The organism is Streptomyces sp. NBC_00390 (genome assembly GCF_036057275.1).
Classification (GTDB): domain Bacteria; phylum Actinomycetota; class Actinomycetes; order Streptomycetales; family Streptomycetaceae; genus Streptomyces.
Genome location: NZ_CP107945.1, coordinates 773,813 through 798,887 on the forward strand (window position 1 = coordinate 773,813; position 25,075 = coordinate 798,887).

At 71.0% G+C, this 25,075-nt stretch carries 26 protein-coding genes, 1 tRNA gene, 1 pseudogene and 1 riboswitch; of the genes and pseudogenes, 12 read left to right on the forward strand and 16 right to left on the reverse strand.

Features of this window, described 5'->3' with window-relative positions; all coding sequences use genetic code 11:
* Positions 1 to 46: 46 nt before the first annotated feature.
* Positions 47 to 235 (forward strand): annotated as a pseudogene (locus tag OHS70_RS03215) (zinc ribbon domain-containing protein); the annotation flags it as partial.
* An 84-nt stretch (positions 236 to 319) separates the two neighbouring features.
* On the opposite strand, the gene OHS70_RS03220 reads toward OHS70_RS03215, so the two are convergent.
* The 3 genes from OHS70_RS03220 to OHS70_RS03230 all read right to left on the reverse strand — a co-directional run bounded on the left by OHS70_RS03220 (position 320) and on the right by OHS70_RS03230 (position 3,112).
* Positions 320 to 1,543 carry a cytochrome P450 gene (locus OHS70_RS03220; RefSeq protein WP_328393415.1) on the reverse strand — a complete coding sequence of 408 codons (1,224 nt, stop codon included), beginning with the start codon at positions 1,541 to 1,543 and terminating at the stop codon, positions 320 to 322.
* Between the two features lie 117 nt (positions 1,544 to 1,660).
* Positions 1,661 to 2,035: a DUF488 domain-containing protein gene (locus tag OHS70_RS03225; RefSeq protein ID WP_328393417.1), complete on the reverse strand. Its 375-nt coding sequence runs from the start codon at positions 2,033 to 2,035 to the stop codon at positions 1,661 to 1,663.
* Between the two features lie 297 nt (positions 2,036 to 2,332).
* The gene (locus OHS70_RS03230) at positions 2,333 to 3,112 is read right to left on the reverse strand and encodes a crotonase/enoyl-CoA hydratase family protein (protein WP_328393419.1); all 780 of its coding nucleotides are present in this window, start codon (positions 3,110 to 3,112) and stop codon (positions 2,333 to 2,335) included.
* A 167-nt stretch (positions 3,113 to 3,279) separates the two neighbouring features.
* Between OHS70_RS03230 and OHS70_RS03235 the strand changes: the two genes are divergently transcribed.
* From OHS70_RS03235 to OHS70_RS03245, 3 genes are all read left to right on the forward strand, one after another.
* Positions 3,280 to 3,870 (forward strand): TetR/AcrR family transcriptional regulator, encoded by a 591-nt coding sequence (locus OHS70_RS03235; protein WP_328393421.1) that lies wholly within the window; start codon positions 3,280 to 3,282, stop codon positions 3,868 to 3,870.
* Positions 3,871 to 4,005: 135 nt separating this feature from the next.
* Positions 4,006 to 5,163 carry a PAS domain-containing protein gene (locus OHS70_RS03240; RefSeq protein WP_328393423.1) on the forward strand — a complete coding sequence of 386 codons (1,158 nt, stop codon included), beginning with the start codon at positions 4,006 to 4,008 and terminating at the stop codon, positions 5,161 to 5,163.
* Positions 5,127 to 5,405, forward strand: coding sequence for an ATP-binding protein (locus OHS70_RS03245; RefSeq protein ID WP_328393425.1), 279 nt, complete (start codon positions 5,127 to 5,129; stop codon positions 5,403 to 5,405). Before OHS70_RS03240 ends, OHS70_RS03245 begins: the two co-directional genes overlap by 37 nt.
* Before the next feature lie 88 nt (positions 5,406 to 5,493).
* Here OHS70_RS03245 and OHS70_RS03250 read toward each other — a convergent pair.
* Positions 5,494 to 5,567, reverse strand: a tRNA-Pro gene (locus OHS70_RS03250).
* Positions 5,568 to 6,126: 559 nt separating this feature from the next.
* Positions 6,127 to 6,492: an MmcQ/YjbR family DNA-binding protein gene (locus OHS70_RS03255; RefSeq protein ID WP_328393427.1), complete on the reverse strand. Its 366-nt coding sequence runs from the start codon at positions 6,490 to 6,492 to the stop codon at positions 6,127 to 6,129.
* 550 nt (positions 6,493 to 7,042) lie between these two features.
* Between OHS70_RS03255 and OHS70_RS03260 the strand changes: the two genes are divergently transcribed.
* Complete coding sequence (locus tag OHS70_RS03260; RefSeq protein ID WP_328393429.1) at positions 7,043 to 8,239, forward strand: acyl-CoA dehydrogenase family protein; 1,197 nt, start codon at positions 7,043 to 7,045, stop codon at positions 8,237 to 8,239.
* 127 nt (positions 8,240 to 8,366) lie between these two features.
* Here OHS70_RS03260 and OHS70_RS03265 read toward each other — a convergent pair whose 3' ends face one another.
* The 7 genes from OHS70_RS03265 to OHS70_RS03295 all read right to left on the reverse strand — a co-directional run bounded on the left by OHS70_RS03265 (position 8,367) and on the right by OHS70_RS03295 (position 14,261).
* Complete coding sequence (locus OHS70_RS03265; protein WP_328393431.1) at positions 8,367 to 8,939, reverse strand: GAF domain-containing protein; 573 nt, start codon at positions 8,937 to 8,939, stop codon at positions 8,367 to 8,369.
* On the reverse strand, positions 8,936 to 9,550 hold the full coding sequence (locus OHS70_RS03270) for a GTP-binding protein (RefSeq protein ID WP_328393434.1): 615 nt from the start codon (positions 9,548 to 9,550) through the stop codon (positions 8,936 to 8,938). Before OHS70_RS03270 ends, OHS70_RS03265 begins: the two co-directional genes overlap by 4 nt.
* Positions 9,528 to 9,899 carry a DUF742 domain-containing protein gene (locus OHS70_RS03275; RefSeq protein ID WP_328393436.1) on the reverse strand — a complete coding sequence of 124 codons (372 nt, stop codon included), beginning with the start codon at positions 9,897 to 9,899 and terminating at the stop codon, positions 9,528 to 9,530. The genes OHS70_RS03270 and OHS70_RS03275 overlap by 23 nt, the downstream gene beginning before the upstream one ends.
* Positions 9,900 to 9,901: 2 nt before the next feature.
* A complete protein-coding gene (locus tag OHS70_RS03280) occupies positions 9,902 to 10,339 on the reverse strand; it encodes a roadblock/LC7 domain-containing protein (protein ID WP_328393438.1) in 438 nt (145 codons plus the stop codon).
* A gap of 6 nt (positions 10,340 to 10,345) precedes the next feature.
* Positions 10,346 to 12,169: a sensor histidine kinase gene (locus tag OHS70_RS03285; RefSeq protein WP_328393440.1), complete on the reverse strand. Its 1,824-nt coding sequence runs from the start codon at positions 12,167 to 12,169 to the stop codon at positions 10,346 to 10,348.
* Between the two features lie 343 nt (positions 12,170 to 12,512).
* The gene (locus tag OHS70_RS03290) at positions 12,513 to 13,694 is read right to left on the reverse strand and encodes an MBL fold metallo-hydrolase (RefSeq protein WP_328393442.1); all 1,182 of its coding nucleotides are present in this window, start codon (positions 13,692 to 13,694) and stop codon (positions 12,513 to 12,515) included.
* 90 nt (positions 13,695 to 13,784) lie between these two features.
* The gene (locus tag OHS70_RS03295; protein WP_328393444.1) at positions 13,785 to 14,261 is read right to left on the reverse strand and encodes a PPOX class F420-dependent oxidoreductase; all 477 of its coding nucleotides are present in this window, start codon (positions 14,259 to 14,261) and stop codon (positions 13,785 to 13,787) included.
* Positions 14,262 to 14,423: 162 nt separating this feature from the next.
* Between OHS70_RS03295 and OHS70_RS03300 the strand changes: the two genes are divergently transcribed.
* Both OHS70_RS03300 and OHS70_RS03305 read left to right on the forward strand, forming a co-directional pair.
* Positions 14,424 to 15,002 carry a carboxymuconolactone decarboxylase family protein gene (locus tag OHS70_RS03300; RefSeq protein ID WP_328393446.1) on the forward strand — a complete coding sequence of 193 codons (579 nt, stop codon included), beginning with the start codon at positions 14,424 to 14,426 and terminating at the stop codon, positions 15,000 to 15,002.
* 182 nt (positions 15,003 to 15,184) lie between these two features.
* The gene (locus tag OHS70_RS03305; protein ID WP_328393448.1) at positions 15,185 to 15,805 is read left to right on the forward strand and encodes a TetR/AcrR family transcriptional regulator; all 621 of its coding nucleotides are present in this window, start codon (positions 15,185 to 15,187) and stop codon (positions 15,803 to 15,805) included.
* A gap of 63 nt (positions 15,806 to 15,868) precedes the next feature.
* On the opposite strand, the gene OHS70_RS03310 is transcribed toward OHS70_RS03305, so the two are convergent.
* Positions 15,869 to 16,894 carry a DUF6745 domain-containing protein gene (locus OHS70_RS03310; protein ID WP_328393451.1) on the reverse strand — a complete coding sequence of 342 codons (1,026 nt, stop codon included), beginning with the start codon at positions 16,892 to 16,894 and terminating at the stop codon, positions 15,869 to 15,871.
* Between the two features lie 58 nt (positions 16,895 to 16,952).
* A complete protein-coding gene (locus OHS70_RS03315) occupies positions 16,953 to 17,279 on the reverse strand; it encodes a hypothetical protein (protein WP_328393453.1) in 327 nt (108 codons plus the stop codon).
* Positions 17,280 to 17,461: 182 nt separating this feature from the next.
* On the opposite strand from OHS70_RS03315, the gene OHS70_RS03320 reads away from it, so the two are divergent.
* The 5 genes from OHS70_RS03320 to OHS70_RS03340 all read left to right on the forward strand — a co-directional run bounded on the left by OHS70_RS03320 (position 17,462) and on the right by OHS70_RS03340 (position 22,690).
* Entirely contained in the window at positions 17,462 to 18,415 is a 954-nt protein-coding gene (locus OHS70_RS03320; RefSeq protein ID WP_328393455.1) for an STM4015 family protein, read from the forward strand.
* 71 nt (positions 18,416 to 18,486) lie between these two features.
* A complete protein-coding gene (locus OHS70_RS03325; protein WP_443062722.1) occupies positions 18,487 to 19,575 on the forward strand; it encodes an STM4014 family protein in 1,089 nt (362 codons plus the stop codon).
* 73 nt (positions 19,576 to 19,648) lie between these two features.
* Positions 19,649 to 20,455 (forward strand): STM4013/SEN3800 family hydrolase, encoded by an 807-nt coding sequence (locus tag OHS70_RS03330; RefSeq protein WP_328405377.1) that lies wholly within the window; start codon positions 19,649 to 19,651, stop codon positions 20,453 to 20,455.
* Positions 20,452 to 21,801, forward strand: coding sequence for an STM4012 family radical SAM protein (locus tag OHS70_RS03335; protein WP_328393459.1), 1,350 nt, complete (start codon positions 20,452 to 20,454; stop codon positions 21,799 to 21,801). The genes OHS70_RS03330 and OHS70_RS03335 overlap by 4 nt, the downstream gene beginning before the upstream one ends.
* A 7-nt stretch (positions 21,802 to 21,808) precedes the next feature.
* A complete protein-coding gene (locus tag OHS70_RS03340; protein ID WP_328393461.1) occupies positions 21,809 to 22,690 on the forward strand; it encodes an STM4011 family radical SAM protein in 882 nt (293 codons plus the stop codon).
* Positions 22,691 to 22,715: 25 nt separating this feature from the next.
* On the opposite strand, the gene OHS70_RS03345 is transcribed toward OHS70_RS03340, so the two are convergent.
* Together OHS70_RS03345 and OHS70_RS03350 are read right to left on the reverse strand one after the other, a co-directional pair.
* The gene (locus tag OHS70_RS03345; RefSeq protein WP_328393464.1) at positions 22,716 to 23,507 is read right to left on the reverse strand and encodes an SGNH/GDSL hydrolase family protein; all 792 of its coding nucleotides are present in this window, start codon (positions 23,505 to 23,507) and stop codon (positions 22,716 to 22,718) included.
* Positions 23,508 to 23,689: 182 nt separating this feature from the next.
* On the reverse strand, positions 23,690 to 24,718 hold the full coding sequence (locus OHS70_RS03350) for a M23 family metallopeptidase (protein WP_328393466.1): 1,029 nt from the start codon (positions 24,716 to 24,718) through the stop codon (positions 23,690 to 23,692).
* Positions 24,719 to 24,722: 4 nt separating this feature from the next.
* A riboswitch (cyclic di-AMP (ydaO/yuaA leader) is annotated at positions 24,723 to 24,881 on the reverse strand.
* Positions 24,882 to 25,075 lie beyond the last annotated feature (194 nt).

The window sequence follows — 25,075 nt, forward strand, 5'->3', positions numbered from 1 at the left end:
GACATCGGGTCACCGGGATCCGTTCACCGGATTCCTCCGAGGATGCGCGCACACCACCATGGACTGCGCACAGTGCGGAGCGAGAACCAAGCACGCACTGCCTCTTTCGACGCGAACGTATGCCTGCACCGCGTGCGGAGCCGTATCCCCCAGGGACAAGAACTCCGCCCGCGTGATGCTGGTCCGGGCTGGTCTCAACCCGGCTGGTGCTGATCGCGGAAGTCCAGCCCAGGCGCTGCCTGGTCCGGCAGCGTGAGCCAGAAATCCCCAGACCAGCCCCGGAGGGCGAGGAATCCCATCCCTCCACGGAGGGGAGGATTCAACATTGGACATGGAGCGTCTCGGGCGAGCGGTGGATCAGCGTCGGACGCATGACGACCGGGGCCTGTTCCTCGTCGAGCCGCAGTCCGGGGAGTCTGCGGGCGAGCAGTCCAAGGGTCAGGGCCAGCTGTTCGCGGGCGAGCTGGGAGCCGGGGCAGCCGTGCGCGCCGTGGCCGAAGGCCACATGACGGCGGGACAGGGGTCGGGTGATGTCGAAGGCATCGGGTCGGTCATGGCTGTGCTCGTCGCGGTTCGCGGAGCCGTAGGCCACGAACACGGTCGCTCCGGCGGGCAGTTCGGTTCCGGCGACGGTGACCGGCCGGGTGGCGGTGCGGCGGAAGCCCTGGACGGCCGTGTCATAGCGGGCGGCCTCCTCGACCGCGGCGGGTACCAGCTCGGGGTCGTCGCAGATCATCTCCCACTGCCGCCGGTCGCGCAGCAGGTGCAGCAGCGTGGTGCCGATGAGGGCCGAGGTGGTCAGATGCCCGGCGATCAGGAAGTTCTGGAAGCTGGAGACGAGTTCGTGGCGCTGGTCGAGGGTGAGCTCGCCGCTGCCGGGTGCCAGAGCCGCGACCATACCGGACAGCAGATCGTCGCGGGGATGCGCCCGCCTGTCGCGGATGTACCGGTCGAGCATGGTCTGCAGCGCCACGACGTCCTCGGCGGCACCGACCTGCTCGTCGGGCTCGAGAGGACGGAACAGCAGCTGCTCGGCGCGGTAGCCTCCGTACACCGCGGCCGGCACGTCCTGCGGGTCGATGCCGATGAGCCGGCCGATCACCTGACCCGGCAGCTTGCGGGCGTACGCCTGCATCAGCTCCACGCGGCCGTCGGCGGCGAAGTCGTCCACGAGCGCCTCGGCGCGCTCGGCGGCGTACGGCACGAGGGCCGCGACGCGGGCCGCGGAGAGCCCGCGGTTGAGGGGGGCCCGGTGCCGCTGGTGCGACGCGCCGTCGGTGGAGACGACGGTGGGCCGCTTGCCGAACCCCTTGGACAGCACCTGCAGCGCGGCGGGCGAGGGCATGACGTCGGGGAGCAGCGCGCGCACGGACGAGAAGTCGTCGGAGCGGATCAGCACTTCGCGTACGTCCGCGTCGCGCGCGACGAGCCAGGCGTCGAGTTCGGGCACGAAGGTCAGGCCCGGCGTGCCGCGGGCCTCGGCGTAGAGCGGATAGGGGTCGCGCTGTAACTCGTCGAGCCTTCCGTGGTCCTTGCTCGCCATGCGACGCCTCCAGGGCTTGAGGACGGACAGCGGACTCCGGGCCCGGTGGACACCCGGAACGTCCGCCATCGTGCACGAGGCCCGCGGCGCGCGTGAAGGGTGCGTCGCGCCCCCGCGTCAGGAGCGGTTCGGCGCCAACGCCCGCACCAGGACCGACGTATGGCTGTGCGCCGGCTCCTTGGCCGCCGTCAGGAGGGTCAGCGGCCCGGCCTCCGCGAGCGTCCGCAGCCGCTCCAGCGCCTCGGCGGCGGCGGGTTCGGCGAGTTCGCTCTCGTAGCGCCGGCAGAACTCCTCGTACGCCCCCTCCGGGCCGTGGTACCAGCGCCGCAGTTCCGTGGACGGCGTGAGAGCCTTCGGCCACTCGTCGACGCGGGCGTCCGTCTTGCTCAGGCCGCGCGGCCACAGGCGGTCGACCAGCACCCGCGTGCCGTCGTCCGGCTCGGGGGCGTCGTAGATTCTGCGGACCCGGATCCGGGAGGCGTCGTGCTGCATCTGTCCAGGGTCGCCGATGGATTGCGGGTGCGGCACCGGGGCAGGGCCGTTCGGAGGAGAAGGGCCGGTTCTGCCGTGCGGCGCCCCGGGGGATGTCCGGCGCGGGGGCGTCGCCGGCCCTGGGCGCCGGGCCTGCCGGGCGCACACGTGGGGCCGCACCAGGGCCGGGCGCGCTGTCGCCGGTCCGGCCCGCCCGGTGCGCTCACCCCGGGGCGGCGCTGTTGCTGTGACCCGGCCCGGACCCGCGCTGCCGCACCTGTGAGCGGACCTCTTCGGGCGCGGAAGGAGCCTTGACGGTCAGTCCGTGAACGACCCGTGACGGCCCGCACCGCCCGCGAACCGGTCGGCGCCCGACCGGGTCTCCCCCGCCGTCAAGGGGACCATGCCGTGCCGGTACTCGGCGGCCAGCGCGTCCGGTGTGCCCAGTCCGTGCTGCTCGAGCACGGAGAGCCTGTCGTGCCGCAGGCACAGCTGCGGGAACGCGGCGATCTCCCGGGCGAGTTGCTCCGCGGCCCGGCGCGCGTCGCCCGGCGGTACGAGCCGGTTGGCGAGCCCGATGTCGTACGCCTCGGAAGCCGGCACGGGGCGTCCCGTGAGGATCATGTCCATGGCGCGGCTCTCGCCGATCAGGCGCGGCAGCCGCACCGTTCCACCGTCCACGAGGGGCACACCCCAGCGCCTGCAGAACACCCCGAAGACCGCGTCCTGTTCGGCGACCCTCAGATCGCACCAGAGCGCGAGCTCCAGCCCGCCGGCCACCGCATGCCCGGAGACCGCCGCGATGACGGGTTTGGTCAGTCGCATCCGGGTGGGCCCCATCGGCCCGTCGCCCTCGGCGAGCGCCTTGTTGCTGCGCTCGGTGCCGATGCCTTTGAGATCGGCACCCGCACAGAAGGTGCCGCCTTCGCCCCACAGAACGGCGACCGACGCGTCCTTGTCCGCCTCGAACCGGCGAAAGGCGTCCGCGAGTCCGTCTGCCGTCGGCCCGTCGACGGCGTTGCGGACCTCGGGACGGCTGAGCACCACCGTGAAGACGGGTCCGTCCCGCTCGATCCGCACGGCCGGGTTGTCGTCCATCGATCCCCTTTCCTGGCACCTGGACCGGCCGGGCCGGGCAGATGCCTTCGACAGACTCCCCAGCCTGCACCCGTCCGGCGACGCGTGGTGACCGGGACGATAGAGGACCCCCATACAGTCCGTCCAGACTGTTTGTTGATCCATGATCCGTGCCGTACGCTCCCGCCATGCCACCCACCCGACGCACCCAGCAGCAACGCCGGGAGGAGACCAGGCAGCGGCTCCTCGACGCCACCATCGACTGCCTTGTCGAGTACGGCTTCGCGGGCACCACCACCCATCGGGTGCAGGAGCGGGCCGGAGTCTCGCGCGGCGCCCTGCTCCACCACTTCGCCTCCAAGGCGGCCCTGCTGGCCGCCGCGACCCACCATGCCGCCGAGCTGCGGCTCGCCCACATCCGCAGCGAGGCGAACAGCGACGGCAGGAGCCCGCAGAAGGGTCTCGAACTGCTGCGCGCCGCGATGTCGGGACCCTACTTCCTCGCGGGCCTGGAACTGTGGCTGGCCGCCCGCACCGACCCCGAGCTCAAGTCGGCCCTGCTGCCCGCGGAGCGCGAGGTGGGCACCGCCCAACGCGCCGTCCTCGCCGACATCTTCGGGCCCGAGGTCACCGCACGCTCGGACTTCGCCATGCTCTGCGAGTCGCTTCTGGTCCTGCACCGCGGCCTCGCGCTCACCGGCGTACTGCGCGAGAACCCCTCGTTCGACGAGGAATTGCTGGGTCTGTGGGCGGAGCGTTTTCTGGGGGCAACGCCGTAAGGGCCGGGCGTGCCTCCCGCCGCGCGCGGCCTCACCCGCACGCCGCCGCTCGGTCGCGGTGGCACGACCGTCGTCCGATCCTGGTGTCCTGGTGTTGGCGCACAGCACCAGAGGCACCTTGGAGGCGGTGACACCGTGTCGGACGCCGATGCGCCGATCCACAACTCGATGGCCGACGGCATGGGGGCGGCACTCCTCGACGCGCTGTTCAGCCAGTCCACCATGGCGCTGTACGTCCTCGACGCAAACCTGCGGACCGTGAGCGTCGACACCGCGTCCCCCGTGGCACCCGTCGGATCGCTCCTGGGCCGGAGATTCACCGAGATCTACCGGCTCGAGCGGTCGGACGAGGCGGAGCGCCTGTTGGAGAGAGCCCTGGACACCGGTGCGCCCACCCGCAGATGGCGCGTGCGCGGCCGGCGTGCGGACGGCTCCGGTCCGGACCACAGCTTCACCGTCTCCTTCTACCGGCTCACCGGTTCGGACCGTGCCACGCCCGGTGTGCTGGTGCTCGTGGCCGATGTCTCGGAGGAGGAACAGGCCCGTTCGAGGGCGGCGGCACTGGACGCGGTGCGCGAGCGCGTGGGGCAGTCGCTCGATCTGGTGGCCACCTGTCGCGATCTGGCCGATGCTCTGGTACCGGCCTTCGCCGACATCGCGGTGGTCGACGTGGTGGAGGAGGTGCTGCGCGGCGCGGAGCCGCCCCTGCAGCCCCTCACCCGCGACTCCTCGCTGCGGCGCACCGCCTTCCGCGGCCCCAGCGGGGTCGACGCCGCCTATCCGGTGGGGGATGTGCGCGACGTCCCGTATCCCACCCCCTACGCACAGGCGCTGTCCGACCTGCGGCCGCGCCGCGTCACGCTGGGCCCGGACACCCCCTGGCTGGCGGCAGACCCGGCCAGGAGCCGGGCGATCGAGGCGACGGGGGCCCATTCGCTCATCGTCGCTCCCCTGGCGCTGCGCGGCATGGTCCTCGGCGCGGTGAGCCTCTACCGCTGCAAGAGGTCCGAGCCCTTCAGCAAGAACGATCTCTCCTTCACCGTGACACTGACCGCGCACACCGCACTGAGCATCGACAACGCCCGTCGCTACGCCCGGGACCACACCATCGCCTCGACGGTCCAGCGCCGTCTGCTCCCGTACGCCGCCGCCGACCGCATCGCCGTCGAGACCGCGCCACTCTACTTTCCCGGGCGCAACAGCGGCTGCTGGTTCGACACCATCGCACTGTCCGGCGCGCGCACCGCGAGGAAGAGATGTACGCGGCCGAGCTCGTCGTCAGCGAACTGGTGACCAACGCGGTCCGCTACGGCGCCCCGCCCGTGCGCCTGCACCTGATCAAGACACACACGCTGACCTGCGAGGTCCACGACACCGGCACGGCGGCACCGCATCTGCGCCATGCCCGGACGGCGGACGAGCGCGGACGGGGGCTGTTCATCATCAACCAGCTCGCAGCCCAGTGGGGCACCCGCTACACCCGGGACGGCAAGATCATCTGGGCGGAGCTGAGTCCGCCGCAGCCGACCGGATGACGCCACATCGGGTCACAAGGACGCCGGAAACGGTCAGAGGCCGTGTCGGATGTCTCCGACACGGCCTGTGACCTGCGACTTCGAAAAGTCGGGACGACAGGATTTGAACCTGCGACCCCTTGACCCCCAGTCAAGTGCGCTACCAAGCTGCGCCACGTCCCGATGCCCGCCTGACCTGGGGTTTCCCCCGGCCGAACGCGCACGAGAACAATACCGCACTTGGACCGGTGGTCACGAACCCGTATTTCATGTCCCGCCGCGTCCGCCACGTCGCCCCGGCACCGCCTCCCCTCGGCCGCACTTCGGGTTGCCCGGCGGCGGGAGGCACGGGCAGGCCCGAGCCTCCCGGCTCGGCGCTCCCTGATGCGGCCAGTCGCAGCGCAGCCTCCGCCTCGTCCGGGTGGCCTGCGGCTCGCGCCACGGCGGGAGCGTCGTCACGGTCCGCCGCATACCGAGCAGTGCGCGACCGTGCCGACCGAGGGCATGGACATAGCAGCGTCGGCAGCGAGGAGCGACCGCGTGACGGGCGACGGGCGACCGCCCGGACACGGTGATCGCGGAGCCGTCCCTCGCCGGCACCTCGCCACCCGAGGGCAGGCTCCGCGGGGCCGCTCGCGGCTCGGCGACGCCCTCGCCCACCGACGGGCGGCCACCGGAGCACCGGACGCGGGGGCCGGACCCTGGTCGGGTGTCCGTAAGGCGAAGGCGCCGCCGACGCCGCTCAGTCCACCGGCGGCTCGGCCAACTCCGGATGCGTGTCGAGCAGTCTGCGCGGTGCGGCCTGGCGCCAGGAGTCCGCCAGGATCGCCCGCAGCTCGTCCACGTCGTCCAGGGCCGCGAGCCTCACCCGCAACCACGGATAGTTCTCGTCGTGGCCTGTGCGCAGAAAGAACTTGCCGGGCTCCGACGCGATCAGCTCCTCGCGGTCCTCCTGGGGACACTTCACCCCTATCACCTGGTCGTCGTCGTCCAGCGAGGCGAAGATTTTTCCTCCCTCCACCCGGAAGGTGGGCATACCCCAGGCGAGCTTCTCCACAGCCCGCGGGAGCGCGAGCGCGATACGGCGTACGTCGTCGGCAGTGGCCATGGAAACGACCGTACGACTCACCACTGACACCGGTACCAACCGCAGGGACGCCGGGGAGTGCGGCTGCCCCGTACGGGCGCGCGTGAAGGTGCGACCCCTCGATGCACGCCCCGCGATGCGCGCCCGCGCGCTCTGTGCCACCACATTGCGCCGCACGTGGCCACCAGCCAGGCAGGGAAGGGCTCTTTTCAGTCCGCTTCGGCGCTTTATCGATTCTGCAGATGGTCCCGGATGACACACCTGTGTTCTTCTGAGGTGATCAATTGACCCTGAGTGCCATATGCCCACGAAACCTTTGCCTTTGGCATGTGGCAGGAAGTGATGCACGGGGAATGCCGTACGACGGGATCAGGCAAGGCTTTACCACACAGAACAGGCGTTCAATCAAACCTCAACGGTCAAGGAATCGGCCAAAGTTGACAACGACCTTGTCCCGCTCCGGAAGGGTCAACACGCTGATGTGGTCGGCCTGTTCGGGACGGGACCACTGCCGATGCACCACCTGCTCGAACAATCGCACGAGCAGGCGTTTCGCAGAGGAGGGCTCGCGATGGACGGATACTTCGCCAGTCGACTGCACCATCAGCTTCGGGCCGAAGTGAGGGAATTCGCCGAGAGGGAGGTGCGGCCCCGGATACCGGCGATGGAGGAGGCCCGCGCGGTCCACCGGGAGCTGTCCCTGCTGATCGCGCGACAGGGCTGGCTCGGCGTCACCATCAGCAGCGATTACGGCGGAACGGCACTCGGACACCTCGCCAAGACCATCATCATCGAGGAGCTGTCACGAGTCAGCGGCGCCATGGGCGCGATGGTGCAGGCGTCCCAGCTGGGGGTGGCGAAGATTGTCCATTTCGGCAGTGACGAGCAGAAGAAGACCTGGCTTCCCGCCATCGCCGCCGGTGAATGCCTGCCCACCATTGCTGTCACGGAGGCCGAATCGGGCGGCCATGTGCTCGGCATGAGCGCCACCGCTGTGCGGGACGGTGACGAGTACGTGCTCAATGGCCGAAAGATATTTGTCGGCAACAGCCACGTAGGCGATCTGCACGGCGTGGTGGCCAGGACGGGACCCGGCTCAGGTGGGCTCACGGCCTTTCTCGTCGAGTCGGACCGGCCGGGGCTCCGGATCGGCGAACAGAGTCCGACGATGGGACTGCACGGGTTCAGCTTCGGCGAGCTTCACTTCGAGAACTGCCGGGTGCCCGCGGCCAACCGGCTCGGCGACGAGGGCGACGGGCTGGCCGTGGCCTACTCGTCCAGCGTGCTGTACGGGCGGGCCAACCTCACTGCCGTATCCCTCGGCATCCACTGTGCCGTCCTCGAGGAGACCACCCACTTCTGTGCCCAGCGCCACCGATACGGCAAGCCGTTGCACGAACTTCCCTCGGTGAAACTGAAGTTGGGGGCCATGCAGTCGCGGCTGATGACGGCCAGACTCGCCGCCTACCACGCCGTACATCTGCTCGACGAGGGAATGGCCTGCGACGCCGAGCTGATGAACGCCAAGCTGGTCAATGTGGAGTCGGCGATCGACTCCGCCCGCAACGGCATGGAGATCCACGCGGCCTCGGGCCTGTTCACGGACCGGCCGATGGAGCGCTATCTGCGCGATGCCCTGCACATGTTCGCCCCGGCCGGCACCTCCGACGTGCAGTTGCTGCGCCTGGCGGAGGTGGCGCTGGGCACGTCCAAGGGGCAGTGGTCGAAGCAGCTGTCCGACCTGGTGCGGATGGCTCCCGCCATCTGATGTCCGTGTGCGACGGGTGTGCCGTAGTGCAGATGGCGTTCGGCCCCGGCAGGCGCTGCGGACCGCTGCCGGGGCCGTACTCGTGGCCTTCCCGGGGGCCGCGGGAGTGGGCCCCGGGAACGCCGCCTCAGATGCCGCCGTCCTCGCGGCGGTGGATCTGCTCGATCAGCTCCGCCGCAAGGGCCTTGATGGTCTCCAGGCCCGCTCTGCCCCAGGGCCGCGGCTCGGTGTCCACCACACAGATCGTGCCCAGCGCGATACCCGTCCGGTCGATCAGCGGCGCCCCGAGATAGGAGCGGATGCCGATCTCGTCGACGACCGGATTGCCCGCGAACCGCGGATAGTCGCAGACGTCCTCCAGGACGAGTGCCTTGCGGCGCACCACCACATGCGGGCAGTAACCGTGGTCGCGCGCCATGAAGCGGCTGACCCCGCCGCTGCCCGCCGCTGCCGCACCGAGGTCGGAGCCGCTGCGCGTACCGGTCGGGGTATGGAGTCCGGCGAAGAACTGCCGGTTCTCGTCGATGAAGTTGACCATGGAGAACGGCGCCCCGGTCACCTCCGCGAGCTTTTGGGCGAATTCGTCGAAGGCCGGGTCGGGCCGGTCTCCCAATCCCAGCTGGCGCAGCCGCTGCACCCGGACGGGGGCCTCACGGTCGACCGGTGTCAGCAGCAGATGGCCGGTGGGGTCGTAGGTCATATCGGTGCTCCATAGCTGGGTGCCGCGTCCGGCACCGCGGTGGTGGTGAGCAGATGCTGGACCAGGGTGACCAGCGTCTTGATCCCCGAGCTGGCGATCCGGGCGTCACACAGCACGACCGGAACCTCCGGCTTGAGGTCGATCGCTGCCCGCACCTCCTCCGGCTCGTAGCGATAGGCGCCGTCGAACTCGTTGACGGCGACGACGAATCCGATGCCTCGCCGCTCGAAGAAGTCCACGGCGGAAAAACTGTCCTCGAGCCGGCGTGTGTCGGCGAGGACGATCGCTCCGAGCGCGCCCTCGGAGAGCTCGTCCCACATGAACCAGAAGCGCTCCTGCCCGGGCGTACCGAAGAGATACAACACATGGCGCGCGTCCAGCGTGATCCGGCCGAAGTCCATGGCGACGGTGGTGGTCGTCTTGGACTCGATGCCGTCCAGGCTGTCGGTCGCCACGCTGACCTGGGTGAGCAATTCCTCCGTACTGAGCGGGTCGATCTCGCTGACCGCGCCGACCAAGGTCGTCTTTCCCACACCGAAGCCGCCCGCGACCAGGATCTTGAGCGCGGTGGGGAAGAGGTCGCCGGTTTCAGAGCCTTCGTCGTAGGCCATCGAGTACCGCCTCCAGCAAAGAACGGTCCGTGGTTGTGTCACTCCCGCGCGGGGCCCGCGCGGTCAGCGCGCCGCAGTCCACCAGGTCGGACAGCAGCACTTTGGTGACGACCGCCGGAAGCCGCAGATGCGCGGAGATCTCGGCGACCGAGGTCGGGCCGTCGCACAGTCCCAGCGCCACACTGTGCTCGGGGCCGAGCTGTGGCTGGGGTGTGGTCCCGGTGGCCATCACCATCGAGAGCAGGTCCAGGGCGGCCGTCGGACGGGTGCGGCCGCCGCTGACTGTGTACGGACGGATGAGGCGTCCCGCCGCGTCGTCGAGCAACGGCCCGTCCTTGGGCGCCGGCATGTTCACTGCCCCGCGGCGCTGGGCGTCGCTCCCGCGGCTTGTCTCGCCGGCGTCACCAGATACGGACGCACACTCTTGACCAGCATCGCCATCTCGTATCCGAGGACGGCGGCGTCGGCCTCACGGCCCGCGAGCACGGCCAGGCAGGTGCCCGAGCCCGCCGTGGAGACGAACAGCAGGGTGGAGTCGAGTTCCACGACCACCTGGCGTACCTCACCGCCGTCGCCGAACCGCGCTCCGGCACTGCGGCCGAGCGAGTAGAGGCCGGAGGCGAGTGCGGCCATGTGGTCCGCGCTGTCGGTGTCCAGTCCGTGCACCGATTTCACCAGGCCGTCGGAGGAGAGCAGTACCGCGTTGCGGGTGTACGGAACGCGTTGGACAAGGCCGCTGAGCAGCCAGTCGAGGTCCGAGGCATGACCGGCCGGCATGTCGCTCGCCATGGTCGTCTACTCCTTGGGGGTGTTGTCGGGGAGCTGCGGGGTGTGGTGCGCTGCGGGTTGTGCGGACGACTGGGACTCGGCGAGGCCGATGCCTCGCTGGAAGGCCGCCATCAGCCCCGGATCGTGCAGGGTGTGGTCGTCGTCCTTGCGGCGCATGGGGGCGTCCCGCAACTGGGGGACGAGGTGCTCCTGGCTCCGGCGCTTGGGCAGTTGGGGGCGGCCGGTGCTGCCAGGGGCCAGATGGCCCGCCGGGATGTCGCTCGGCATGGTGCGTACGGGTTCGGCCGGGGTGCCCAGATGTGGTGCCGGGCGGCCCGCGGGGGGCCTGGCGGCTGCGGGATTGGGCCGGTCGCTGTGCTCACCCCGTACGGGCAACGGGCTGGTCCCCGTGGTGGAGGGGGCCGGTTCGCGCTGCGCGGGCAGCGGGTGATGCGGCTGGGCGTGGGCCTGCTGCGGCATCGGATGCGGCTGGGCATGGGCGTGGGCCGGTGCCGGCTGCTCGGGCTGATGCGTGGGCAGGACGGGCGGCGCGGTGGCGGCGATACGGTGCGCGTTCTCCTGCGGCGCCGAGGCGGCGCCGGACTGCTCGAGCCGGTCGGTGGTGGCGCCGAGCAGTCCCTGCGGCAGGACGAGCACGGCCTGCACGCCGCCGTAGATGTTCGTCTGGAGCCGGACCGCGATGCCGTGGCGGCGGGCGAGCGCGGAGACCACGAACAGCCCGATCCTGCCGTCCTGCAGCAGATGCGCGACATTGACCTGGTCGGGGTCGGCGAGGAGCGCGTTCATCTTGTTCTGTTCGCCTACCGGCATGCCCAGGCCGCGGTCCTCGACCTCGACGGCGAGTCCGGCCGTGACATGCTGGGCGCGCAGCAGCACCTGGGTGTGCGGGGCGGAGAACAGGGTTGCGTTCTCCACCAGTTCGGCGAGCAGGTGGATCACGTCGGCGACGGCATGGCCGCGCAGGGTGCCGTCGATCGGTGGCACCAGCTTGACCCGCGGATACTGTTCCACCTCCGCGATCGCGGATCGCAGGACCTCGGTCATGGTGACCGGGTTGGACCACTGGCGCCGCGAGATCGCACCGCCGAGGACGGCGAGGTTCTCGGCGTGGCGGCGGATTCGGGTGGCCAGGTGGTCGACGTGGAAGAGGCCCTTGAGCAGTTCGGGGTCCTCGACCTCGTTCTCCAGTTCGTCGAGGAGCTGGATCTCGCGGTGGACCAGCGACTGGAGTCGCCGGGCAAGATTGACGAAGACTTCCACCTTCTGTTCGTTGCCGACGCTGCTGGAGAGCCGGGACGCCTGCACCACGGCCGCGACGGCCGCGTCGTGCGAGCGGCTCAGCTCCTGCGTGAGCAGGTCGAACTCGTCCCCACCCTTCGGTGGCGGCGCCGGCGTCCGGCGGGCGGGCGGTCCTTCGCCGCGTCTGAGCTGGTCGACGAGGGTAAGCAGGCCGGCTTGTTCGCGCGCCGTGCTGCGGCGCAGCGCGGAGCAGCGGTCGAGCACGGACTTGGACGTCCGGTCCGCGCCCACGGCGGCCGCCGCGACAGCCCCTATGGCCAGTGCGGCCATGCCGGTGAGCGCCACCCACAGACCGAGGGTCGGCTCGGGTGAGGTGGCGCGGATCGTGACGATCACCGCGGTCGCTCCGCTGAGCGCGGCGACGACGGTGGGCAGGACCGCGGTGCGCAGCAGTTGAGGGCGTATGCGGGTTTCCGGCGACGACGGCGCGGGGTTCGATCTCCCCGACGACAGGGATCGGGCGCCGGGGCGGCCGTGACGCCCGCCCTCTCGGCGGTCGGACCGCGCGGCGGGTGCTCGTAGTTGAGACATCAGCGTCCTTGGTACGTGGGGCCCCAGGAAAACGACGTGGTTCGAGTGGTCGACATCGGCTCGACGCTGGACCCGGGCATGCAGGATGAGCCCATCGTTGATCGCCGGCAACACACGGTAGTGGCCAAACGGACACGTGCGACGGGCAGTTGACAAAGTTGCCCGTTATTCGTCCTGCTCTGGTATGAGGGCTCGTACGAACGCCCGAAAGCATGCCCTTGACCCCGCGGCCGGATCTGTCGTGGCAGCGGGGTCAAGGGGGCGTCGAACTGGGCGAAGGCTGGGTGCGGGTGGCGGACCGGGCAGGCGGGGACCCGAACGGATGTTGGCCGAAAGGCAGGGGTCAGGCCGTCGGTGCCACTTCCGGGGTGCCGCTGCGTGCGGAGGAGCCCCATCCGCCGCCGGGCGCGGTGGCGACGGCGCGCCACCACGGTACGGCCGGGACGGTGTCGGAGGTCGGCTCGAAGGGTTCGCCGGGGCGGGGCAGAGCGACCCGGGCCCCGGCCTCGGCGCCGGCGGCGACGGTGCCTTCACCGGGCTCCGCCCAGGGGTGCGGTGCGAGGTTGAACGTGCACCAGTGGATCGGCAGCATCACACCGGCCGGCTGCCCGCCCTGCAGATCGAGGTGGGCCCGCATGCCCTCGGCGGGAGTCATGTGGATGTCGGGCCAGTACTCGCTGTACGCCCCGATCTGGATCATGGTGGCGTCGAACGGGCCGTGCTCGGCGCCGATGTCCGTGAAGCCGGGGAAGTAGCCCGTGTCCCCGCTGTGGAAGATCCGGTGCTCGGCTCCCTCGACCACCCAGGACGCCCACAGGGTGTGCTGCTGGTTGCGCAGCCCACGGCCGCAGAAGTGGCGAGCGGGGGTGGCGGTCAGGCGGAGCCCGTCCACCTTCGTCGATTCGTTCCAGTCCAGCTCACGCAGCCGGTCGGCGGAGACGCCCCAGCGCTCCAGGTGGGCGCCGACGCCGAGCGGCACCGCGAAGACGGTGTCCGTGGAGACGAGTGCCTGGATGGTGGGCATGTCCAGGTGGTCGTAGTGGTCGTGGGAGATCACGACCACATCGACGGGACCGAGAGAGGCGATCGGGGCGGGGACGGGGTGCAGACGCTTGGGGCCCACGAAGCTGAAGGGCGAGCATCGATCGCCCCAGACCGGGTCGAACAGGACCCGGTGGCCGTCGATCTCCGCGAGGACGCTGGAATGCCCCATCCACGTGAGCCGCAGGTCGGTGACCGGGGGCTTGGCGAGGTCGGCGACCGTGGTGGCATGGACGGGCACGGTGCCGATCGGTGACCGGTGCGCCCGCGCCTCCTTCTGGAAGTAGATCTTGAAGAATTCGACCATGGAACCGCCGGAGGGCCGGGTCCGGGCCCCCACGGGGTTCTGGAAGACACCGTCGGCGAAGTTCGGCGAGCGGCGGATCCGCTCCATCCGGGCCCCGCCGGGGTCGGCTCCGAAAGCGGCCGATCGGAGCGAGCGCAGCCGGGAGCGCAGCGTGTGGGGGGTACCAGCGCCGGTCACGGCACCTCCTGAAGCTCGGGTTCCATCCATTATGTATGTATGTGCGAAGCGGTATCGCGGGGCTGGGCGGCCCGGCGGGGGCCCGGGGCTTCAGGCCTGGGGCTGGCCATAGGCCCTTTCCACCCTCAGCCGCAGCACCAGGCGCCGGTCCTCGACCATCGCCCGCCGGTAGTCGTCCCAGTCCGGGTGCTCGCCCTGCACGTCCCGGTAGAGCCTGATCAGCTCCTCGACGGTGTCGTCGTGGGGGTCCGCGGCGACCGGCGAGAGGTCCGCGACGCCCTCGACGACGGTCCATGCCCAGCGGTCCTTGCTCGTGACGTGGTAGGAGGCACGCGGGTCACGGCGCAGGTTCCTGGTCTTGGCTCGGTCGTCGGTGATGGAGACCCGCACGGTCCGCTCGTCGGGGTAGTAGGCGTGGTTCACGTTCGACAGCTGGGGCCTGCCGTCCCGCTTGAGGGTCACCAGCACGCCACCGTCCTGCTCGGCGACCAGCTTCAGCAGGGCGTCGTGCCGCGGGTCCGACCCTGGGTTCGAAGTCGCTTCCGGCTGTGCGTCCATATCCGTCATGACCAGGCAACGCCTGCTCCCTTTCCGGTGTTCCTGCCCGCCGGGATCCGGTGCCGTCCGGCCGATGTCACATTCCGGGGCGGCCGGTCCGTCATATCGGTGAAGGGCATCGCACAGGACCGAGCCGGTCCAAGCGATCACGAAGAAAGAGGGAGGCCCGTCATGGCCCGCATCTCGCTCACCCCGCCCCGTTCGCTGTTCCTGCGCTTCACGGAGTGGTACTCGAAGCGCTCGTACGGTGAGGTCCTGGACCCCGTCCGGGCGCTGGCCCACAACCCGCGGGTGATGCGGTCCGATCTCCGCTTCGAAATGTCGGTGGCCAGGTGGAACCGCCTGGACGACGAGCTGAAGACGCTCGCCGTGATGGCCACGGCAGCGTCGATCGGCTGCAGCTGGTGCATGGACTTCGGGCACTGGGAGAGCCGACGACAGGGGATGGACGCACGTAAGGTGCAGGATGTGCCCATGTGGCGTGAGAGCGACGCCTACAGCCCGCTGGAGCGGGATGTCATGGAGTACGCCGAGGCCATGACGGCCAACCCGCCACAGGTCGCTGACGACTTGGCGGAGCGGCTGGTCGCGGCGCTGGGTGAGCCGGCGTTCGTCGAACTGACCGCGATGGTCGCGGTGGAGAACCTCCGCTCGCGGATCAACTCTGCACTGGGCCTGACCAGTCAGGGCTTCAAGGATCGCTGCGAGATCCCGGCGAAGCCGCCCACCCGGACCGCCGCCGCGCGCTGACCTGTCGCGCCCGGCCGGACCGGCGGCGCACGGTACGAGCGGGCCGGGCAACAGCGCCCGACAGCCGCACAGCGGGGCCCTGTCGGACCGGCGGAGCACGCCCGCTCGTCGCGACCGGCAAGCGAGCCCCCGTCTCCGACAGCGGCGGGCCTGCTCCAAGATCCGCTGTGTAGGGTGACGCCGTGGGCAGAGTCCGGTTGAGTGTGGCGGAGCGGCGGGAGGAGCTGCTGTGCGCCGCCGTCGAGCAGATCGAGCAGCGGGGCGTGGCGGCCGTGCGCATCTCCGACGTGGCAGCGTCCCTGGGCGTGAGCAGCGCCTTGGTGCTCTACCACTTCTCGACCAAGGAGAAGCTGGTGGCCGATGCGTTCAGCTATGCCGCCGACGGCGATCTCGCCCATCTGCGCAAGCTGCTCGGACGGCGCACCACCGCACTGCGGCGGCTGCGGTCCGCCGTGCGCTGGTATGCGCCGACCGGGCAGGCCAAGGGCTGGCGCCTGTGGATCGAGGGCTGGGCGGTCGCGCTGCGCGAACCGGCCCTGCGTGATGTGGCCCGCGATCTCGACCAGCAGTGGAAGGCCGCTCTGACCGGGGTCATAGCCGAGGGCGCCGCCACCGGGGAGTTCCCGTGCGAGGACCCGGCGGCGGCCGCCTGGCGGCTCACGGCCTTCCTGGACGGTCTGGCGGTCCAGATGACCTCGTACGCGGGGTCGCTGTCCCGGGCGGCCATGCTGGAGTGGACCGACGAGGCGCTCGCCCGCGAACTCGGCGTCGATCGTGCAGCCCTCAGCGCCGGCGCCCGCTGACCCACCCTCCCTCGGCGACGCGCCTGTCGCCCCCGGTTCTCAGGCGGCACACGCACCGGCGCCTCAGGTCTGCCGCACCGGCTCGTAGGCGTCCGCATGCAGCCCGAACGTCCACGCCACACCCTCCTTCGCCGTCCGTGTGTCCGGCGGGACCCTCAGCCAGTACGCACGGTGGGTGCCGTCGGGCTCCGGCGTGGAGTTGACCACTTCGACCATCACCACGTCCTCGTCGTCGGCCAGGGCGATGCGCCACAGGATCCCTGTTTCGTCGCGGTGCACCGGTTCGGCCGCGGACTCGGCGAGATAGCGGTCGTAGCCGTAGTGCTCCAGCATCACGCGGCGCAGCTCCGCGTTCTCCTCGGTGCGTATGCGTTCCGGGGTGAGCGAGGTGAGCTCGCGCAGGAAGTCGGCGGGCACGGGCATGCCCCGCCAGGCGTACAGCGCGAAGCCGTCCGGGAAGACCAGGGCGGGGCCGTCCCCGCAGTCGAGACGGCCGGCTTCGTCGCGGTGCAGCTGAGCGGGCCGCTCGCAGATCACTGCCACGTTCTCGTACGGCCACCACCAGCCGGCGTGCGACGCGACCCTGGCCAGCCCTTCGAGCCGGTCGCTGCGGCCGTCGAACGCGGCCAGCCAGGCGGCGTCGTGCTGGCCGAGGACCGCGTCGAGCAGGGCGATCCGGATCTCGGTCTCGGCCGCGGCGTGCGCCGCACTGCCGTCGGGATCCGCCCCGACGAGGGAGTCCACGATTCCCGCGCGTATCCGCTCGGCCAGCGCACGCGTCGTGTCCCAGAGGCGGGCGCCGGTCACGCTCCACACCTCGGCCCAGCCGGCCGGACCCAACTCGTCGTGCACGCGCCGCCGTTCCTCGGCCCACGGCTTGGTGCGCACCTCGTCGCGCACCGAGCGTCCCGGGCTGTCGAGCGCACGCACGGCCAGGGCGCCCGCGCGCGGCGAGCCGGCCCAGATGATCCGCTCCGGCGCGGCGAGCCCGGCCGTACGGTAGGCGAGCCGGACGCCTTCTTCGGCGGCTGCCCGGTCCGCCGGTCCCGTCGCCGCCGCGACGGCCCGCCACTTGTCCGCGTACTGCATGTGTGAGCCCCGTCCCCTGTTTCGTTCCTGTGTCGATGTGGTGGTGGTACGCCGACGGTCAGTCCGCGACGATCCGTACCGCGCCCGGGAGATACTCGCGCTGGCGCACCACCCGGTACCAGCCCTTCGGCAGCGGTATCGCGGCGTGCTCCTCGTGCACCACGCGTCCGCCTTCCGGCAGATGGAGCAGCATCGGACCGAACGGGCCCGGCTCACGCACGAGCCGGCCGGGTCCCAGCACCGCGTGCGCATGGCCGGTGACCTCGCCGAGCGCGAGCACCAGCCGGCCCCGTCCGTCGCGCGCCTCGTGCGGCGCGTCCGTCACATGCGACGGCACGGCCTCTTCCGCGACGGGCACGATCAGCACATCCCCCTGCCGGTACATGGCTCTCCCCTCCACGCCCGGCGCCGAGTGCGCCGGGACCTGAACACGAAGCTAGAGGCAGGGTCTGACAACGGCCCCGGCCGCCGCCGCGGACCGGCCCCGCCACGGCCGTTGTCAGTGGGAGTTGGTAGAACTGCACGCACATCAGCCGATCGTCACCGCACCGGTGTCTGGAGCCCGTCATGACCATTTCGGACCATCTGCAGGAGCTGTACGGCCTGCCCGCGTTCGACTTCCCCGGCGCCGAGTCGAAGACCGAGCTGCCGCCGGCCGCATCCGTGGCGTGGCGGATCTCCGTCGACTCCTACGACAGCGAGGAGGAGTGGGAGGATGCCTTCGCCCGCTTCACGGACGTGGTGGACACCACCGAGGTGCGGGCGCTGATCGCGGGCTCGTGGAGCGATGCGTTCGACTCTGCACCGGAAGGGGTCGTATCGGCGCTCCTCGGCGCGAAGGATCGGCTGCCGCGGCTGCGCGCGCTGTTCCTCGGCGACATCACGTACGAGCAGTGCGAGATCTCCTGGATCAACCAAGGGTCGGTGGGGCCACTGCTCGACCGGTTCCCCGAACTGGAGGTGTTCGGGGTGCGCGGCGGCGAAGGGCTGGAGTTCCCCGCCCTGAAGCACGAGCGGCTGCGTGATCTCAGGGTCGAGGCGGGCGGGTTGAGCGCGGAGGTGGTGCGCGGTATCGCGGCGAGCGAGCTGCCCGCGCTGGAGCATCTCGACGTCTGGCTCGGCACGTCCTGGTACGGGGGGACCGCTGATGTGTCCGACGTGGAGCCGATCCTCTCCGGCACGCGGTTGCCCCGGCTGAGGTACCTGGCCCTGCGCAACAGCGAGATCCAGGACCAGATAGCCGCTGCCGTGGCGAGCGCTCCGGTGGTGGCGGGCCTGGAGACGCTCGATCTGTCGATGGGCACGCTCGGCGACGACGGCGCCGAGGCTCTGCTGACCGGACAGCCGCTGACCCACCTCAAGAAGCTGGACGTGCATCATCACTTCCTGAGCGAGGCGATGATGAAGCGCCTGTCCGACGCCCTGGAGCCGGCCGGAGTCGAGGTGGACCACTCGGAGGAGCAGGCCGCCCGCAACGCCACCCGTGCGAGGGAAGACCGCTACACGGCCGTCGCCGAGTGAGCGGCCCGGCCCGTGGCCGCGCGGGGGCGCGCCTCGCCCTGGTGGGCAATCCGGAGAACCGCCGGGTCGGCATGTTCCAGGACGCGGTGCGTGCCGCCGGCCTGCCCGCCGCTCGCGTGGTGCCGTGGCTCGATGTGCTCCGGGGCCGCGCCGGGTTCCGCCCCGGCGAGCTCGTGCGGATCGATTCGCCCGGCGAGGACCCCGAGGTCGAACGGGAGTTGCGCGGGACGGACGACCCGACCCGGGTGGAGGGCACGGCCCGCTGGTACGAGCGCTTCACCGCGGCCCTGCGGGAGGTGGCCGCGCTGGCCGCGGCCGGCGGCGCGAGCCTGCTCGACGACCCCGAGGAGCTGGCCGTGCTGTTCGACAAGCGGCTCTGTCATGCCGTGCTCGACCGCGCCGCAGTGCCCGTTCCGCCGTCACCGACGTCCGGTGCGGATGCTCCGGTGGTGCGCGGCTGGGACGATGTACGCGCCCTTCAGGAGGCATTCGGGCTGCCGCGGGTGTTCGTCAAGCCGGCGCACGGCTCCTCGGCGTCCGGCGTGCTGGCGCTGGAGACGGCGAGTCGGGGCCGGGTGCAGGCCACCACATCGGTGGAGCGTGCACCGGACGGCAGGCTCTTCAACTCCCTGCGGGTGCGCCGCTGTACCACCGAGCGCGAAGTCGCCGCTCTCGTCGACGCGCTCGCCCCGGACGGCCTGCACATCGAGCGCTGGCTCCCGAAAGCCGCGCAGCGGGGCGGGACCGCCGATCTCCGTGTGGTGGTGGTCGCGGGCCGTGCCACCCACGCGGTGGTCAGGACGAGCCGCTCCCCCATGACCAACCTGCATCTGGGTGGTGCTCGGGGCGACCTGGCGGCTGCCCGTGCGGCGACCGAGGCGGCGGGCGGCAGTTGGGGGCGGACGCTGGAGCTCTGCGAGCGGACCGCGGCCTGCTTCCCGAGGTCCCTTCGCGTGGGTGTGGATCTGCTGCCTGCCACCGGCTGGCGTCGTTTCGCCGTCGGCGAGGTCAACGCCTTCGGGGATCTGCTGCCGGGACTGTCCGGCCTGGCGGGCAGCGAGGCCGAAGGCCAGGACACCTATGCGGCGCAGGTCTCCGCCGTGCTGCGCAGATCAACCGAACCGAACGGAACAAGGAACCACCACCGTGCAAGCCCCTGACCCGCAGGCCCTCCGGCCTCCCCACCTGGAGCTCCACCCGGAGCCCGAACCCCGCAGCGAACCGCAGCCGGACATGAACGCGGTCGTCGGCCGTGACGATCTTCTGCTCGTCACCCTGGACACACTGCGTTTCGACGTCGCGGCCGAGCTCGCCGCGGCGGGCCGGATCCCGAACCTGGCGCGGCATCTGCCCGGCGGCACCTGGGAACGGCGTCATGCACCCGGCAGCTTCACCTACGCCTCGCACCAGGCGATCTTCGCCGGCTTTCTGCCCACCCCGGCGACGCCGGGACCTCATCCCCGGCTGTTCGCCGCCCGTTTCGCGGGGAGCGAGACCACCGCCGGCCGCACCTTCGTCTACGACACCCCGGACCTGGTGTCGGCCCTCGCGGGGGCGGGCTATCGCACGGTGTGCATCGGTGGCGTCGGGTTCTTCACCAAGCAGGGTCCGCTGGGCTCCGTCCTGCCGGGGCTGTTCCAGGACAGCCACTGGGAGCCGGAGTTCGGCGTCGCCTCGCCCACCTCCTTCGAGGCCCAGGTGGCGCGCGCCGAGCAGGTGGTCGCGGCGCTGCCACGCGAGCAGCGGCTGTTCCTGTTCGTCAACGTGCCCTCGCTGCATCAGCCCAACTGGTTCCATCTGCCGGGCGCGACCCCTGCGGCGGGCGACTCCCGCGAGACGCACGCGGCCGCCCTCGAGTACGTGGACCGGCACATCGGCCGGCTGTTCGCGGCGGCCGCCGGCCGCCGCCGCTGCTTCGCCATCGTGTGCTCCGACCACGGCACCGCGTACGGCGACGACGGATTCACCGGCCACCGGCTCGGTCACGCATCCGTCTGGACGGTCCCGTACGCCCACTTCTTCCTCGAGGCATCCGTATGAGCGCCAGCAGCAACGTCCCGCGTCCGTACCAGAGTTACGTCTACGCCTACCCGCACAAGACCGCCTACCGCCCCTTGGGCAGGGACGGCAGAGACCGGCCGGCGCTGCGCGAGGTCTGGGCGGGGGAAGGCAAGGACGCGCTCTCGCTCTACGCGCACATACCGTTCTGCGAGGTCCGCTGCGGCTTCTGCAATCTCTTCACCCGGATCGGCGCGCCCGACGAGCTCACCGGCCGCTATCTCGACGCCCTGGACCGCCAGGCGACCGCCGTGCGCGAGGCGCTCGGCGACGACGGTCCGGTGCACTTCGCCGCGGCCGCCTTCGGCGGCGGCACGCCCACCTGTCTCACCGCGGCCGAGCTCGAGCGGCTGTGCGACATCGCCGAGGAACGGATGGGAGCAGATCTGCGGGCCGTCCCGCTCTCGGTCGAGACCTCTCCGGCCACGGCCACCGCCGACCGGCTGGCCGTGCTCACGGCACGCGGCGCCACACGGGTGAGCATCGGCGTGCAGAGCTTTGTCGACGCGGAGGCGAAGGCGGCGGTGCGCCCGCAGCACCGCGCCGACGTGGAAGCGGCACTCGGCCGGATCCGTGATGCCGGTGTCCCGGTGCTCAACATCGATCTGATCTACGGCATCGACGGCCAGACCGAGCACACCTGGCGGGCGTCACTGGATGCGGCACTGGTCTGGGAGCCGGAGGAGCTGTACCTGTATCCGCTGTATGTGCGCCCGCTGACCGGCCTCGGCCGGCTCGGGGACCGGAGCGACGCGGCATGGGACACCCAGCGGCTGCGGCTGTACCGGGCGGGCCGGGACCATCTGCTGACGCATGGCTACGAGCAGGTGTCGATGCGGATGTTCCGCCGCCGCGGTGCCCCTCGGCAGGGCCCCGGCGACCACGCCTGCCAGACCGACGGCATGATCGGCCTCGGCTGCGGTGCGCGTTCGTACACCTCGGCCCTCCACTACTCCTTCGACTACGCCGTCGAGATGCGAGAGATACGCGGCATCATCGACACCTTCACGCAGGCCGACGACTTCACGCGGGCCGAGGTGGGCCGCCGGGTCGACGAGGACGAGGCGCGCCGCCGGCATCTGCTGCAGTCGCTGCTCCAGGCCGAGGGCATGGAGAGGGCAGGCTACCGCGAGCGGTTCGGCGCGGATGCGGCCGAGCACTTCCCCGCGGAGCTGGAACGCTTCGCGGCCCGGGGCTGGCTCGACGAGGACGCCGAGCCGGGCCGGCTGAAGCTGACGCCCGAGGGGCTCGCGTACTCGGACGCGCTGGGGCCTGAACTCTTCTCGGCCCCGGTACGGGCCGCCATGGCCGCGTACGAGCTGAAGTGAGCATGCCGTGGACCTGACCATGCTGTACCGCGGGCCGCTCGCCTCCTGTGATTACGACTGTCCGTACTGCCCGTTCGCCAAGCGCCGTGACAGCAGGGAGCAGCTGCGTGCCGACCGGGCGGCGCTGGAGCGGTTCGCGGCCTGGGCCGCGGCGCAGCGGGGGGACCGGCTGTCGATCCTCTTCACACCGTGGGGCGAGGGGCTCGTCCGCTCCTGGTACCGGCGGACCCTGACCGAGCTCTCGCATCTGCCGCACATCCGCCGGGTGGCCGTCCAGACGAATCTCAGCTGCCGTACGGACTGGACGGCGGACGCGGACCCCGGCACGCTCGCGCTGTGGTGCACCTACCACCCGGGCCAGACCCCGTACGACAGGTTCCTTCAGAAGTGCACCGATCTGGCAGGGCAAAGGATCCGGTTCAGCGTGGGTGTCGTCGGTCTTCCGGACCATCTGGAGCAGGCACGCAGGCTGCGCTCCGAGCTGCCGGCCCACGTGTATCTGTGGGTCAACGCAGCCGAGGGCCACGCATACACCGATGAAGAGGCGGCGCTGTGGACGGCGCTCGACCCACTGTTCCCCTACAGCCGCCACCCGCACCGCTCCGCCGGCCTGCCGTGCCGTACGGGCGAGTCCGTCGTCTCCGTGGACGGCGACGGCACGGTGCGCCGCTGCCACTTCGTCCGTGCCGAGCTGGGCAATCTCTACGACGGCTCGTTCCGGCGAGCCCTCGGCCCGAGGGCCTGCCCGCTCGCCGTCTGCGACTGCCACATCGGTTATGTGCATCTGGAGACGCTGCCGCTGTACGACGTGTTCGCGGGCGGCGTGCTGGAACGGATCCCGGCGGCGGCCCCGGCCGGCGGGCCGTGGACCTCGGCGGCGCGCCCCTGACCGGGCAGGGGCGCCGCCGTCCGGGTCACAGCGGCAGCAGGTCCGGGCGCTTCGCCTCGACATGGTCGCCGGAGCTCTCGCCCCGCAGCCGGCGCCCGATCCAGGGCACCAGGTGCTCACGTGCCCACTGGATGTCGTCCCGGCGCACCTCGAGCGCGCCGCGCGGCGGCAGCGGCGGCCACGGCTGGTCGGGGTCGGCAGGCACGTCGAGCCCGAGCACCTGGGCGGCGCGCAGGGCGACCCGGGTGTGCCCCTCCGGCGACAGATGCAGCCGGTCGGTGTCCCAAGCCCGGCGGTCCTGGACGGACTTCAGCGACCACAGGTCGAGCACCGGGCAGTTGTAGCGGTCGGCAATGGCCCGCACATGCGCGGTGTATGTGGCGATCTTGCCGCGCAGATGGCGAAGGACCGGGACGTCTCGGGTGTCGAACCCGGTCGTCACCATGACGGTGCCGACCGCGCTCGACAGATCGGCCACGGCACGCTCGAAGCGCTCGGCGACATCGTCGGGGTCCGTGCCGGGCCGGATGATGTCGTTGCCCCCCGCACAGAACGACACCAGGTCCGGGGCGAGTTCCCTGGCCCTCGGCACCTGGTCCTCCACGATCTGGTCGAGGAGCTTGCCCCGCACGGCGAGGTTGGCGTACCGGAAGGTGTGCTCCGGCATACGGTCGTCCAGCAGGACCGCGAAGCGGTCCGCCCATCCGACGAACGTCCCGCCGGGTCCGGGGTCTCCCACGCCCTCGGTGAAGCTGTCACCGATCGCCGCGTACGACCCGATTCCGCCGCTGTTCCCTGTTCTCGAATCGTCTGCCACGGGAGCACATCTTTCCCTTACGGGTGTGACCTACGCGACCGTAAGGAGGGGTTGACGCGGGGTGATCTTTGCCACCGGTCAAGTTTCGCCCAAGCCGGAATACCCCGGCTCCCCCGCCCCGCGTGAGCGGTGACGGGGGAGCCGGTCCAACAGCGCCCGAACCTGTCAGGGAGTCAGGGCGGTCAGATGGAGACGCCGTTCTGGCGCAGGTAGGCCAGCGGGTCGACGTCGGAGCCGTAGCCGGGTCCGGTGCGGATCTCGAAGTGGAGGTGCGGACCCGAGGAGTTGCCGGTGTTGCCGGACAGGCCGATCTGCTGGCCGCCGGTCACCGACTCGCCGCTGGAGATGGACAGCGAGGAGAGGTGGGCGTACTGGGAGTAGGTGCCGTCGGTGTGCTGGATGACGACCTGGTTGCCGTACGCGCCGCCCCAGCCGGCCGAGACGACGGTGCCGGCAGTCACGGACTTGACGGAGGTGCCCGTGGCGGCGGCGAAGTCGACGCCGGTGTGGTAACCGCTGGACCACATCGCGCCGGCGGTGCGGTAGGCGGTGGACATCGGCGCGCCCTCGATGGGTGCGGCGAAGCCGGAGCCGGAGGCCTGCTCGGGGGCGGAGGTCTGCTCGGCGCTCGGCTCGGAGGACTGCTCGGGGGCGGAGGTCTGCTCGGCGCTCGGCTCGGAGGACTGCTGCTCGACAGGCTCTGCCGTGTCCGCCGGGGCGGGCCGCGCGTCGTCACCGGACGGCCGGGTCTGCGACTCGGACGGGGACTCGGACTTCTCGGTGGCCTTTGCCTCGGAAGTCTTCGCCTTCCCCTTGCCGTTGATCGTCAGCCTGAGGCCGGGGTGGATCAGCGAGGGATTCTCGCCGACGGCTTCGCGGTTGTCCGCGTACAGGCTCTGCCAGCCACCGCGCACATCATGCTCAGCGGCGATCTTGGAGAGGTGGTCGCCGGGGACGACCGAGTAGGTGGTGGCCTTCTTGCCGGCCGGCGCATGGGCTGCCGATCCGGCCGAGAAGGTGGCCGGGGCAGCAGCATGTGCCTTCCCGGACGCGGCGGCAGGTGCCGTGGCGGGCGCGGCCTTGGCTGCGGCGTGTGCGCCGGTGGCACCCATCAGCGGGAGGGCGATGGCGGCGCCACCCGTACCGGCGGCGATGAAGCCGCGGGTGATCCGGTTGGACTTGGGACGACGGTGCTTACCCTTTGCGGGCATGGCGCATTCCTCTCCGGCGCCGGCGAGGTGAGCTGTCGGGTTCGGGCTGGAGCTGCCCGGCCGGACAAAATGTCCGACTTCACCCCAAGCCGTCCGATTTGATCGGATGCGGCGTACTACCTGGGTCCCCCGCTCCTGCCACACGTGGATGGGATCGAATTCCGGACAGCGGCAGGATTGGGCGGTCCGTCCGGATTGCGGTGACCGTAAGCGAGTTTGTCGGGCCGGAACAAGCCGCCGATTTCCGGAAGTAATGCCGAGCGGGGAAAGCGCTGCGGATTTCCCGTCACGCTCCGTGGATCGCGGATCTTCGCCCCCCGCGCCGACAACGGAATTCGACCTCGAGGCCCGGCCACG

Excerpts from the sequence above, each read along its gene's own strand:
- OHS70_RS03315 (WP_328393453.1), bottom strand. The coding sequence starts at position 17,279 with ATGTACCGGCAGGGGGATGTGCTGATCGTGCCCGTCGCGGAAGAGGCC.
- OHS70_RS03330 (WP_328405377.1), top strand. The coding sequence starts at position 19,649 with ATGAACGCGGTCGTCGGCCGTGACGATCTTCTGCTCGTCACCCTGGAC.
- OHS70_RS03325 (WP_443062722.1), top strand. The coding sequence starts at position 18,487 with ATGTTCCAGGACGCGGTGCGTGCCGCCGGCCTGCCCGCCGCTCGCGTG.
- OHS70_RS03225 (WP_328393417.1), bottom strand. The coding sequence starts at position 2,035 with ATGCAGCACGACGCCTCCCGGATCCGGGTCCGCAGAATCTACGACGCC.
- OHS70_RS03295 (WP_328393444.1), bottom strand. The coding sequence starts at position 14,261 with ATGACGGATATGGACGCACAGCCGGAAGCGACTTCGAACCCAGGGTCG.
- OHS70_RS03270 (WP_328393434.1), bottom strand. The coding sequence starts at position 9,550 with ATGGCCTACGACGAAGGCTCTGAAACCGGCGACCTCTTCCCCACCGCG.
- OHS70_RS03280 (WP_328393438.1), bottom strand. The coding sequence starts at position 10,339 with ATGGCGAGCGACATGCCGGCCGGTCATGCCTCGGACCTCGACTGGCTG.
- OHS70_RS03350 (WP_328393466.1), bottom strand. The coding sequence starts at position 24,718 with ATGCCCGCAAAGGGTAAGCACCGTCGTCCCAAGTCCAACCGGATCACC.
- OHS70_RS03245 (WP_328393425.1), top strand. The coding sequence starts at position 5,127 with ATGTACGCGGCCGAGCTCGTCGTCAGCGAACTGGTGACCAACGCGGTC.
- OHS70_RS03310 (WP_328393451.1), bottom strand. The coding sequence starts at position 16,894 with ATGCAGTACGCGGACAAGTGGCGGGCCGTCGCGGCGGCGACGGGACCG.
- OHS70_RS03255 (WP_328393427.1), bottom strand. The coding sequence starts at position 6,492 with ATGGCCACTGCCGACGACGTACGCCGTATCGCGCTCGCGCTCCCGCGG.
- OHS70_RS03235 (WP_328393421.1), top strand. The coding sequence starts at position 3,280 with ATGCCACCCACCCGACGCACCCAGCAGCAACGCCGGGAGGAGACCAGG.
- OHS70_RS03300 (WP_328393446.1), top strand. The coding sequence starts at position 14,424 with ATGGCCCGCATCTCGCTCACCCCGCCCCGTTCGCTGTTCCTGCGCTTC.
- OHS70_RS03220 (WP_328393415.1), bottom strand. The coding sequence starts at position 1,543 with ATGGCGAGCAAGGACCACGGAAGGCTCGACGAGTTACAGCGCGACCCC.
- OHS70_RS03260 (WP_328393429.1), top strand. The coding sequence starts at position 7,043 with ATGGACGGATACTTCGCCAGTCGACTGCACCATCAGCTTCGGGCCGAA.
- OHS70_RS03275 (WP_328393436.1), bottom strand. The coding sequence starts at position 9,899 with ATGCCGGCGCCCAAGGACGGGCCGTTGCTCGACGACGCGGCGGGACGC.
- OHS70_RS03265 (WP_328393431.1), bottom strand. The coding sequence starts at position 8,939 with ATGACCTACGACCCCACCGGCCATCTGCTGCTGACACCGGTCGACCGT.
- OHS70_RS03335 (WP_328393459.1), top strand. The coding sequence starts at position 20,452 with ATGAGCGCCAGCAGCAACGTCCCGCGTCCGTACCAGAGTTACGTCTAC.
- OHS70_RS03285 (WP_328393440.1), bottom strand. The coding sequence starts at position 12,169 with ATGTCTCAACTACGAGCACCCGCCGCGCGGTCCGACCGCCGAGAGGGC.
- OHS70_RS03230 (WP_328393419.1), bottom strand. The coding sequence starts at position 3,112 with ATGGACGACAACCCGGCCGTGCGGATCGAGCGGGACGGACCCGTCTTC.
- OHS70_RS03320 (WP_328393455.1), top strand. The coding sequence starts at position 17,462 with ATGACCATTTCGGACCATCTGCAGGAGCTGTACGGCCTGCCCGCGTTC.